Raw genomic sequence first — 265 nt, forward strand, 5'->3', positions numbered from 1 at the left:
GCGGCTGCCGTCGGTAGCTCAGCGCCTCCGCGACGTGGATGCGCGCCACCTCCCCGCTCCCGGCCAGATCGGCGATCGTGCGCGCCACGCGCAGGATGCGGGTATAGCCGCGCGCAGTCAGCCGCATCGTCTCCGCCGCCTGCCCCAGCAGCTTGCGGCCGGGGGCATCCGGCGTCGCGACCGCGTCGAGCAGCGCACCGTCCGCCTCCGCATTCGTGCGGATGCGGTGCTCCCGGTATCGCTCCCTCTGGATCGCCCGCGCCGC

At 75.1% G+C, this 265-nt stretch carries 1 protein-coding gene; it reads right to left on the minus strand.

The annotated features are described in order from the left end of the window. The coding region (locus AC0IYH_RS31990; protein WP_471838312.1) for a magnesium chelatase subunit ChlI family protein at positions 1-265 on the minus strand (265 nt) is incomplete at both ends.

It is taken from the genome of Pseudomonas sp. AC463 (assembly GCF_979253585.1).